Source organism: Winogradskyella sp. 4-2091 (genome assembly GCF_045765065.1).
Taxonomy (GTDB): Bacteria; Bacteroidota; Bacteroidia; order Flavobacteriales; family Flavobacteriaceae; genus Winogradskyella.
Genome location: NZ_JBJKOD010000025.1, coordinates 1 through 12768 on the forward strand (window position 1 = coordinate 1; position 12768 = coordinate 12768).

4 protein-coding genes are annotated in these 12768 nt (G+C 34.0%); 2 read left to right on the top strand and 2 right to left on the bottom strand.

Annotated features, from left to right (window positions below; translation table 11 throughout):
- Nucleotides 1-587: 587 nt before the first annotated feature.
- Nucleotides 588-3194, bottom strand: a complete 2607-nt coding sequence (gene clpB / locus ACJBCC_RS16960) for an ATP-dependent chaperone ClpB (protein ID WP_407557887.1) — start codon at nucleotides 3192-3194, stop codon at nucleotides 588-590.
- A 253-nt stretch (nucleotides 3195-3447) separates the two neighbouring features.
- Here clpB and ytxJ point away from each other — a divergent pair, with 253 nt between their 5' ends.
- The gene (ytxJ, locus tag ACJBCC_RS16965; protein ID WP_299103241.1) at nucleotides 3448-3825 is read left to right on the top strand and encodes a bacillithiol system redox-active protein YtxJ; all 378 of its coding nucleotides are present in this window, start codon (nucleotides 3448-3450) and stop codon (nucleotides 3823-3825) included.
- Nucleotides 3826-3827: 2 nt separating this feature from the next.
- The gene (locus ACJBCC_RS16970) at nucleotides 3828-4349 is read left to right on the top strand and encodes a hypothetical protein (protein WP_407557888.1); all 522 of its coding nucleotides are present in this window, start codon (nucleotides 3828-3830) and stop codon (nucleotides 4347-4349) included.
- 118 nt (nucleotides 4350-4467) lie between these two features.
- On the opposite strand, the gene ACJBCC_RS16975 is transcribed toward ACJBCC_RS16970, so the two are convergent.
- Nucleotides 4468-12522 (bottom strand): LamG-like jellyroll fold domain-containing protein, encoded by an 8055-nt coding sequence (locus ACJBCC_RS16975; RefSeq protein WP_407557889.1) that lies wholly within the window; start codon nucleotides 12520-12522, stop codon nucleotides 4468-4470.
- Between the last annotated feature and the right edge of the window lie 246 nt (nucleotides 12523-12768).

Sequence of the window (12768 nt, forward strand, 5' to 3'; positions counted from 1 at the left end):
TATTAACCTTTTTCATTGTGCTAATTATTCATTTTCATTTTGAAAACATTTGGGTTAAGAGATTGTTTTATTATATCCCTCTATTACAATTTTGGCCGTTATTTTTTTCTGGTATTTTATTTTATCAAATAATCAACAAGTACACAGATTTAACTAAGTATTATTGTGTAATCATCCTTTGCTTATTGTCCCAGATATCGCTTTATGACTATTCTGGTTATTCAAAAAAGTTTATTGACTTTTGGGAATATACAATGATGCTAATTTTTTATTTTTCTTTATTTACCTTGTTTGTAAACAGAAAATTAAAATTCATAATTAATAAGCCATCCTTGTTTTTGGGTAAAATTTCTTTTGCCTTGTACTTAATTCATCAAACGATATCAACGGAATATATTATTCCAATTTTGTCAAATAAATTGAATCTTAATTTTTGGATATCTTCAGCAATAGCTCTAGTGTGTTCAATAGCTTTCGCTACAGGAATTACATTTTTTATTGAAGTACCTTACAGTAAAAAAATGAAAAACATATTATATAGAACAATGTATAAGCGGCTTTAAAAATAAAGCCGCTTATACTATTTGTTACAATTCTTCTGCAACTAAATCACCTTGATTTCTAAAGACTAGTTGTCCATCGAATTCATCTAACAAAATGATGCTATCAGTTGTCACTTTTCCTGCTAGTATTTCTTTACTTAGCTGGTTGAGCACATCTTTTTGTATCACTCGTTTTACAGGTCTTGCACCATACTCTGGATTATAACCTTTCTCAGCCAAATAGCTTACAGCTTCCGGTGTAGCATCAAAAGTTATACCTTGTTTTGCTATCATTTTAGTGATGCCTTTTAGTTGTAAACCTACAATATCTACAATGTTCTCTTTAGAAAGCGGAGTAAACATAATAGTATCATCGATACGGTTTAAAAACTCAGGCCTCACACTTTGTTTTAAAACGGCGAGAACATCAACTTTAGCAGCTTCCATAGCAGAAGGTATATCCTTAGTAGCTTCAAAACGCTCCTGTATTAAGTGACTTCCCATATTAGAAGTCATAATTATAATAGTGTTTTTAAAATCTGCAATTCTACCTTTGTTATCTGTTAATCTTCCTTCATCTAATACTTGTAATAAAATATTAAATGTATCTGGATGCGCTTTTTCAATCTCATCTAATAAAACTACAGAATATGGTTTTCTTCGCACTGCTTCTGTTAATTGTCCACCTTCATCATACCCAACGTATCCAGGAGGCGCACCTACTAAACGACTTACGGCATGACGTTCTTGATATTCACTCATATCTATACGAGTCATAGCATTTTCATCATCAAATAGATATTCTGCTAATGCCTTTGCAAGTTCTGTTTTACCAACACCAGTAGTTCCCAGAAATAAAAAGGTTCCTATTGGTTTTTGTGGATTTTGAAGTCCTGCTCTAGATCGACGTACAGCATCACTAACGGCTTCAATAGCCTCTTCTTGGCCAACAACACGTTTGTGTAATTCATCTTCAAGTTTTAAAAGTTTTTCACGGTCGCTTTGCAGCATTTTTGTTACCGGTATACTTGTCCATTTAGCCACGACATCTGCAATGTCTTGGTAATTAACTTCTTCCTTAATTAAGGAAGTGTCTTGCTGTTCTGCTAATTCAATCTGAAGTTTTTCTAACTTTTCATTGGCCTCTTTAATTTTTCCGTATCTGATTTCTGCAACCTTACCATAGTCGCCATCACGTTCTGCACGTTCAGCTTCAATTTTAAAGTTTTCAATTTCTTCTTTTATATTCTGAACGTTGTCTACGACTTCTTTTTCAGACATCCATTTGGCATTCAGCTCATTTCGTTCTTCTTTAAGATTAGCTAAATCAGCTTTTAGGCTTTTTAATTTAGTTTCATCTTTTTCACGTTTAATGGCTTCGTGTTCAATTTCAAGCTGCATTATTTTACGGTCTAAAACATCTAATTCTTCTGGTTTAGAATTGATTTCCATTCGTAATTTAGAAGCAGCCTCATCCATTAAATCAATGGCTTTATCTGGTAAAAAACGATTAGTAATATAACGTTGTGATAATTCTACAGCACCAATAATGGCTTCATCTTTAATTTGAACTTTGTGATGTGCTTCATATTTCTCTTTAATACCACGAAGAATAGAAATTGCACTTTCGGTATCTGGCTCATCCACTTTTACCATCTGAAAACGACGTTCTAAAGCTTTATCTTGCTCAAAGTATTTTTGATACTCATCTAAAGTAGTTGCTCCAATTGCTCTTAATTCTCCACGTGCTAAAGCAGGTTTTAGAATGTTAGCGGCATCCATAGCACCTTGTCCGCCACCTGCACCAACAAGCGTATGGATTTCATCTATAAATAAAACAATGTCACCATTACTTTCTGTTACTTCTTTTATAACGGCTTTTAAGCGTTCTTCAAATTCACCTTTAAATTTTGCACCTGCAATTAATGAGCCCATATCTAAAGCAAAAATTTGCTTGTCTTTAAGATTTTCTGGGATGTCGCCATCGATAATTCTATGTGCTAAACCTTCTGCAATGGCTGTTTTACCTGTTCCAGGTTCACCTACTAAAATGGGATTGTTTTTTGTTCTACGAGATAAAATTTGAAGTATTCTTCGTATTTCTTCATCTCTACCAATTACTGGATCTAACTTACCATCTTCTGCGAGTTGATTTAAGTTTTTGGCGTATTTATTAAGTGAGTTATAGGTCTCTTCTTGGTTTTGAGACGTTACTCTATCACCTTTTCTTAATTCTTCAATAGCAGCATTTAAGCCTTTTTCTGTAACACCTTGATCCTTTAGAATTTGAGCAATTTTACTTTTAGATTTAAAAATGGCTAAAACTAAATGTTCTATTGAAACGTAATCATCATTCATTTTTTTTGCAACGATAGATGCTTCATTTAATGTTTTACTAGCATCACGAGACAACATAATATCTCCTCCAGAAACTTTAGGAAAACTCTCTAGTTCCTTTTCTAAAATTTGTTGAAGCATAGACACGTTAACATTCAACTTTTTTAGTAAGAATGGTAAAACATTTTCATCAACGTTAAATAAAGCTTTAAAAATGTGCTCGTTTTCTATTTGCTGATGACCTAAACCTTGAGCAAGTTGCTGAGCTTGCTGTATGGCTTCTTGCGATTTGATTGTATAATTATTAAAATTCATCTTTATTATATTTTATTTGTCATTATCAGAATCTCACCTACTAAATATGATTTTTTAGACGATATTTATAATGCTATTTATTACTATTGTTTGATTATATTTAGTCAATAATCTTACCATTTGATAATTGTAAGAATTAAACGACAAAATGTCGGATTTAATATTTTTAAAAGTGACGTTTCGTCAGATTGTAAGATTTTAATTTTGTCAGCGACTATAGTTATCGAACTTTATAGAAAAGAAAAGAGAAAATATGTTTAAAAAATTATTTGGTTCGTCCGAACCTAAGGAAGAGAAGATATTACCGTGGCAAGCATTAACTGATGTTTCGCAGTTAGATTCTATTGTAAAGCTATCTGCTACTAAGACTCAGCTTATTTTTAAGCACTCTACGCGTTGCGGAATTAGTAGTATGGTTATGAAGCAATTTGTTTCAGCTTATGATGTAGAAAATAATGTAGATTTATATTATTTAGATTTATTGAGTTATCGAGATGTATCTAATGAGGTTGGTTATAAATTTCAAGTTATGCATCAGTCTCCGCAGCTTTTAGTGATTAAGAATGGAGTAGTGGTTGCACACGCTAGTCATGGAGGTATTAATGAAGTAGAACTAGAACGTTACGTTTAATATTGAGTTTTTACGACACTTACAAAATAACAAAACAAGATCTTGAAAAACGTAATTATGGCGTTTTTATTGATGGTTTAGACGAGGCTTTTTTAATCTTTATCAATGAACAAAGAAAAGCTGGCCATCAAATTGTTAGTGATGAAAATATAGTGAATATTGTGCGTAAAACTAAACGAGGAATCTACACAAACATTATTATACTATTTATTTTAGGTGTCTTTTGCTTAATTCTCGGTTTATATCAGTTTTTATATACGGAACCATTAATAGGAATGAATTTATACACTCAGTTTCCTGTAATATCAAATGGAGCGATAGAGATTGCAGGTAGTACTATGCTATTAATAGGTTGTATTTATAGTTATATAAAACGTAAAGAAGTATTAGAGCGACTTGTAAAATCTGAGTTAATTGAAGATTTAAAAAAGCTTAAAAGAGAAATTGATAATTTGCCAGTACGACAAACAAAAAAGCGTAAGCGTTTTAAACAGTCTTTTAAAGTTGGTAAAAAGAAATCTTAATAAAATACTTACAATTAAGTATTTCCTACAAAGTTATAAAGTCTTTAAAAGAAAAAAGCACCTTTTATTCTATAGAATAAAAGGTGCTTTTTTACTTAGTGGAAACTTCTAATAATAATTAATGAATAATTATTTTCTTATTTAAGGTACTCGATTCAGTTTCTACTTTTAATATATATGTACCTTCTGAGATGTTTTTTACTGGAATTCTAATTTCGTGAGATAGTGTGATATTAGTTGCATTCCACGAAGCAACTGTTTGTCCTGCTACGTTAATAAGATATAATTGTTTTACATCTATTGATTGCGGAGTTGAAACAAATATTTCATCAGAATCTAACAAGTATTTTACACTGATTTTTTCTCTTTCTTCCTTAATTGTAGATAACAAAGTGTCCTCTTGAAATACTAGGTAGAAACGATCAGTATAGTTACCAGCTTCTAAATTTAATTGAAAGTTGTTTTCGTTAAAACGAGAGTATGTTCCTAATAATGCATCATAGATATAAACATCAATAGACGCATTGAAATTTTCTAAAGACTCAAGTTGAATTTCAATATTACCTTGTATTGCTAATGTTAAATCTAAAGGATATGTTTTAGCAACATCAAATGCACCAACACCTTGAATAACATATTTATTACCTTCAATGATGAATGACATGTCACTTGGGAAGTTATCAGAGTTAAGTCCATCATAACCATAGTCAATGCTATCTGTTGCAGAATTATCACTAGTAAATCCTAAAAGTAAATGTCTTTTTGCACCTTCTGGAGTTTTAAAGCTCATTCTAAGTCGCTTAATAGCATTACCATTTACACTTTGTTGATTGGTATTACTATTAGGAGATCTTAAAAATACAGATTCACCAGATGCTTCTGTTTTAAAAATTCGTTGCCCATTATTAAAAGTAATATTTCCTCCAGTAGAACTTCCGTTAACAAAGAAACCTTGTGCAATTGGTACATATCTTTCTGGAGTATTACTAGCTGTTCCTTGACCGTTTATCTCTACAGGAATAGTAGAAGGTAGGCCTCCAGTTTTATTGTAATATGAATATCTTCCTTCATATTGAGCTAAGTTATGAGAAGTACTGTTTGGTGATTGTTCCCAAAATATTAACGTACCATCTAAAAGAGCAGAAGCATTATCGTCGATAAACGCATTGGCATCAATAGCAGACGGATAAGGGTTGCCAACTAAACTAGATCGCGTTCCACCAGAAATAAAGTTGGTTATTGTTCCATTATTTGGTAATCCTCTAAACGTATAATTTTGAGTTGGACTTGCCGTATTACTACCTTTCATTAAGAATCCAAGACCTACATTAAGTGCAGCGTTATGTGATACCTGATTCCAAGCAGTATAATCTTCAAATTCTCCATTATTAAAAATATATAACCATCTTGTGCTTAACGAAAGTGGAGAAGCAATTCCGTCATAAGATGTAATCCAATTAACGGGAGTTGTACCATCTGCACCATCGTATAGAATATTACTTAATGTAAATGTGGTTGCAGCTGTTTTTACAGGACTTCCCCAATAATTATAATTATAGCCATTGTTAGACCCTTGTTGGTCGCGTTCCAAATATCCTGTGCTAGTAGGCTCTAGGATACTTCCTTCAGGTTGAAGTAATTGAGATTCATCCACTAAATCTAAAATACCATCAATTTTAAGGTATTTATCTACAATTATTTGCTGATCTCCAAGTATACTTAATCGATTACTATCTACAATCAAGCCTAGAACGGTAGTTTTGCTTAAAATATTAGTTGGTCTAGTTGCTAAAACATCCGTTGTTGTTCTTACAATATTCCAAGTTTGTTCTGCTCCTGAGTGACTATTAACTCTAGAATTAGGTATTTGTTGAACGGAACCATTTATCCATGTAGCTTGATTGTCCCAAACATTATTTGATCCAGAAACATATGGAATAGGAGCTGTTTCGGCTTGTATGGTTGTCATGTTATTAAGTTTACCTTGCGTAGCTGATGTTGTAGAAATATCTTCTATATATCCATTTGCAACAACCGATTGCGAACCTGTACCCATTTGGTAATAACCAATTAAATTATTCCATTGTAAACCTCCCGAGATATCTAGAGGTATTTCAACACCTTTTACATTAGGACCATCAGCTTCAATTTCTTGATTCATCATTTCTCTAATTTGAGTTTCTGATAAAGCTGTGTTCCAAATTCTTACTTCGTCGATAGCACCATCAAAATAATGAGTAGGATTACCATTGCTGGTATCCATCGCTCCAATTATACTGTTATTTGTATTGTTTAATGGGGTGGTAGCAGCACCTGTTGACGATGTCGTAACTTGAAAACCATCAACATAAAACAAATAGCTGTTTGAGCCATTGAAAGTTACCGCTATATGATACCACTTTGTATCAGACAATGTTGTATTAACATACATACTGTGATTATTCCATCTGAAATAAATTCTGCTATTGATTATAGATATATCATAGCCAGAATTCAGGTTATCACTATTTCTTTTAGATATAATAGTATGGGTTCCGCTAAGGTCCTCTGGTTTAATCCATGACTCAATACTAAATGCCGTATTATTTAAACTATAATTATCAGAGAAATTGATATAATCTTCGGAGCCATCAAAAACAAGACTACTACCGCAATCAGCAAAAATTATAGTCATAGTGTCGCTTGTATCACTACAAGGAGTAGTATTAGGGGCTTGCCATTGTAATGTATAAGTTTCGCCACTTTCGCCAGTGAAAGTTGAATTGTGTGCTGCAGTATCAGAAAAATGATAAGAATTAGTAGGTTGACCAGAGGTAACGGACCAAACTCCAATAACATTATTAGCTGCTAAATTAACAGTAGTGTTAGAACAATCACTTAAAGAGTTGTCAATATCAGTTCCTGCATTGGCAACAATACTTTGAACAATTGCAATGTCTTTAGAGTCACTAGCGGCAGAACAAGTAGTTAATGGCGTATTTGATGTAAATGTCAATGTAGTGACACCAACTTCACCAAAACCAAAATTATAAGTTGCTGATGCGCTATTTGCAGAAGGACTAAATGTCCCTGTACCAGAAGTTGTCCATGTACCAGATGTTGCGCTACCAGATAAAGTTGCATTAACTGCAATACTGCCGTCTGCGGAGCAAATAGGAGAGACAATATTTTGAATAGCGACTACAGGAGCTTCATCTATTGTAATTGTTCCCGACTCTGATTTTACATCACAACTTGAAGTTGTTGATAATGTATAGGTGTAAGTTCCGAACACTGTTGGAGTTCCTGTTATTGTAAATTTTAATCCATCATAAGTTGTAGATAATCCAGCAGGTAATCCAGTAATACTTGGCGCATTTAATCCACCTCCTACATCATAAGTAATATCTTGTATAGGCGTATTTTGGCAGATAGTTTGATTGTCTGTACCAGCAGTAGATGTTAAGGTTATAAATGTAGATAATGTGGCAAAAGATACGTCATCAATACCAAAGTTATTTCCTTGGGCTGCAGAATTAATGTTTACGATTTCTAAAATTGCAGTAGTATTAGCTCCTGAGTTCCATGTACCATATATACGTTCCCAATCACTATTTCCTGTCACTAAATCTAAAGTTGGACCAACTTCCGTTCCATTTATTCTAAACCTCAAATCACAAGGGTTTAAAGACGCATTAGATGGATCTGATAAATCAATTCCCCAAGCAGAAAAATAATATAATTCTCCAGGCTCAACTTCTATTTCTTGTCTCCAAGCAGCAAACGTTGCATTACTTCCATTAACAGCAAGAAATTGAGCATCTGTATCTGATGTATGATCTGCAACACTTCTAAAATTCGAATTTAAAAGCCCTGAGTCTGTTGTTATGGTAATATGATTGTCGTCAAGAATAATAGGATTTGCAAAATATCGATAACCATTATCATAAGGATTAGTGTAGTCCTCATCATAGTCAAAACCTATAGCATTTAAATTGTCAATTACATCTGGACCAAAATCTCCATCGGTTGTTGATGCAGCATTTGAAAAGTCGCCATTAAAAATTAGTTCTTGTGCAACTCTAATTGTTCCAGATTCCGTGCAGCCATTTGTTGACGTTCCAATAACTTGGTAAAAGTCGGCACTATTAACGTAGATAGTGTCTCCATATTGAACAGGTGTTGTTTGCCACTCCCAAGTAGTGGAGGAAGGTGAACTATCGTTAAGGTCAGTCGCTACTAATTGTACCATATTGCTTTCATCTTCGGGTGTAGAAAGAATGTCGGTAGGGCAATATTCTGCAGCAATAACTATTTTAGGACTAGGATTTACTGTTATTGTTATATTTTCAGTTTCAGTACATCCATTAGAATTATGTGCTGTTACTGTATATTGCGTAGAAGTTTCAGGATTTACTGTTATAGAACTATTGGCACTAGACGGAATATCTGCGCCAACAGGTAAACCAGCATTGACACCTGTATTACCAGTCCAAGAATATGTAAAAGTATCAGGAGCGCTAGAGGCTCGTACCTGTACATTGTCTATTGAGATATCTGGATTTTGACTAAAATCCGTACCTCTATAGCCATCATTAGCTGCAATTATTATTTCCAATTGGTTTGGGTTATCAGCTAAAGCAGGTATTGAATAAATAATTTCTTCCCATTGAGTGGCAGATAATGTATTGTTAATTAAAACTTTATCAATTAATACTATACTTCCGGTTCCGTTTACTCTGTAATAAATACTAACATATTTATCGTCACCTACTTCTGTGGCTCTCTTAGTTTGAAAGTATAATGAAAAGTTTTGGTAAGTAGATATATTGGCACCTCCAAGAGTAAACCTCCAATAGCCTGAATTTCCAAATTGATTATCTTGTTGCCTTAATGAATTACCAGATACGCTTTCTGGTATATATGCAGAACCTTGTGTTGGAGTTCCTGCACCAGTTCTATAATACATATTAACATGAGAGACATCAGACGTTATACCTGGTACTTCTTGTCCATCTAATGTCGCGAAACTACTACCAGTATTAAAATTATAATTAACTATAACATCGTTGTTAGTCCCAGCGCCTTGAACTGATGCTGTTAATATACTTGATTCTCCACTACAAATTGGATTATCTGAAGCCGTCACTGAAGTTATGATTGGTTTAAGTAAAATTTCTACAGGAGAAGTTGTGGTGCTACATCCTCTAGAATCTGTATAAGTGAATGTTACAAAACCAGGAGCAATCCCTGTAATAATACCAGTAGATGTTACAGCTGCTCTAGTAGTATTATTACTAACCCAAGTACCTCCTGTACTTGGCGATAAAGTACTTGTTTCGCTAACACAAATAGCCGTTGGCGATGTAACCACGGGTAAGGCATTAACTGAAATAGTTATATCAGAACTACAACCATTACTATCTGTATACGTAAAGGTTGCATTTCCTGCAGAAACACCTGTTACAATTCCAGAATTATCTACTGTAGCAAAAGCAGTGTTACTTACCCAACCAGAAGTTGATGGTGTCAAAGTTGTTGTACTTCCTACACAAAGTGAAGATGCTCCTGTTACAATAGGTAAAGGGCGTACACTCATTATTATGCTATTACTTTGTTTTGGGAAAATACAAGATGATAAGTTAGATTGAATTTGAACATAGACTTCATCTGCATCATTGAGAGGTGTAAAAGGAGCAAACGTACTACTTCCGGAGGTTCCAAATGAAACACCGTTTATAAACCATTCATAGATTGGAGAAGCTCCACCATTAGTTGGTGTCGCTGTAAATATTGAATTCTCCCCAGAGCAAATAGGATTATTATCTACAGTTAAACTAACTGAAGCATTTTCTGCAGGATCAATTACGGTTACAGTTGATGAGCATACAGATGAATTTCCAGCGAGATCATAAACGGTTAGGATAACGTTATTTGTACCAACATCGCTACAATCAAAATTTAATTGTGAAGCATTAAAAGTTACTGCAGAGCATGTATCAGAAGAACCATTGTTGAGGTCATTAACTGTTATTGAAGCATTGCCTGAAGCATTTAAAGTTATAGTTAAATCTTGGCAGATAGCTGTAGGCGCAATATTATCAATCAAAGTAATATCAAACGTCGTTGACACCAAAGGATTAGATCCATCGTTAGTAGAAAGTGTAATTGTTTGCACAGTTCCTTCACCACTAATAACAGTTCCTGCAACAGGCGATTGTGTAACGGTTAGTGTCGCACAATTATCATTAGCTGTAGTTAACGTTGTATAATCAGGAATAGTAAAATCACAACTCGTATCTAAGTTTTCATTTCTATCAACCACTGTGGTAAGTGTAGGCGCAATATTATCAATAAGCGTGACATCAAACGTTGTTGACACCACAGGATTAGACCCATCGTTAGTAGAAAGTGTAATTGTTTGCACAGTTCCTTCACCACTAATAACAGTTCCTGCAACAGGCGATTGTGAAACGGTTAGTGAGGCACAATTATCATTAGCTGTTGTTAAGGTTGTATAATCAGGAATAGTAAAATCACAGCTCGTATCTAAGTTTTCATTTCTATCAGCCACTGCAGTAAGCGAAGGCGAAATATTATCAATAAGCGTGACATCAAACGTGGTTGACACCACAGGATTAGACCCATCGTTAGTAGAAAGTGTAATTGTTTGCACAGTTCCTGCACCATTAATAACAGTTCCTGCAATTGGCGATTGTGTAACGGTTAGCGTTGCACAATTATCATTAGCCGTAGTTAACGTTGTATAATCAGGAATAGTAAAATCACAGCTCGTATCTAAGTTTTCATTTCTATCAGCCACTGCAGTAAGCGAAGGCGAAATATTATCAATAAGCGTGACATCAAACGTGGTTGACACCACAGGATTAGACCCATCGTTAGTAGAAAGTGTAATTGTTTGCACAGTTCCTGCACCATTAATAACAGTTCCTGCAATTGGCGATTGTGTAACGGTTAGCGTTGCACAATTATCATTAGCCGTAGTTAAGGTTGTATAATCAGGAATAGTAAAATCACAGCTCGTATCTAAGTTTTCATTTCTATCAGCCACTGCAGTAAGCGAAGGCGAAATATTATCAATAAGCGTGACATCAAACGTGGTTGACACCACAGGATTAGACCCATCGTTAGTAGAAAGTGTAATTGTTTGCACAGTTCCTGCACCACTAATTACAGTTCCTGCAACAGGCGATTGTGTAACAGTTAATGTCCCACAATTATCATTTGCTGTTGTTAAGGTTGTATAATCAGGAATAGTAAAATCACAGCTCGTATCTAAGTTTTCATTTCTATCAGCCACTGCAGTAAGCGAAGGCGAAATATTATCAATAAGCGTGACATCAAACGTGGTTGACACCACAGGATTAGACCCATCGTTAGTAGAAAGTGTAATTGTTTGCACAGTTCCTGCGCCACTAATAACAGTTCCTGCAATAGGCACTTGTGTAACGGTAAGTGTGACACAATTATCATTAGCAGTAGTTAACGTTGTGTAATCAGGAATAGTAAAATCACAGCTTGCATCTAAGTTTTCATTTCTATCAGCCACTGTGGTAAGTGTAGGCGCAATATTATCATTAAGCGTGACATCAAACGTGGTTGACACCACAGGATTAGATCCATCGTTAGTAGAAAGTGTAATTATTTGCATAGTTCCTGCGCCACTAATAACAGTTCCTGCAACAGGCGATTGTGTTACAGTTAGCGCTGCACAATTATCATTAGCTGTAGTTAAGGTTGTATAATCAGGAATAGTAAAACCACAACTCGCATCTAAGTTTTCATTTCTATCAGCTACTGAAGTAAGTGTTGGCGATTCATTATCAATAACATTAACAGTAAACGTGCAAGAGTTTCCCGAAGGAGCATTTAATATATCACGTTCTTCATATGTCACAATTGTACTACCTAATGGAAAAACATCTCCATTACCATACGCGGTTATTAAAACCATGTTTCCTCCAGGAATATCTGTTGTTGGAATGGTAAAATTTACAACAGCATCACAAGTACCAGCATTAACATTAGCTGTAATAGGACCTGAAGGGCAATCTGAGATAGTTAAATAATTATTAGTGCTAACAACATCTAATTTGCGAGAATCTCCAAATGAATTGTAAACAAAACATACAGATATAGCAAAAAATAAAAACTTAGAGTATAAGTGTTTCATTAATTTAAGGTTATAGTTCAGCTAAGCAAAATGCTTAGAAAAACAGTTTATAGAAAAATGATTAGGGTTGAAAGGGAAATCAAAATTAGGTGAATACAGATTAAACGATTAAATTATTCGATTAAGTACAGATAAAAACTTCAAATGAAATTGTTAAGATTTAAGAATTAATTTTAATTTATTACTAACATATTTATGAACACTTTTTTATGTTTTATATTATTGATAATAAATAAGTTAAAAAGA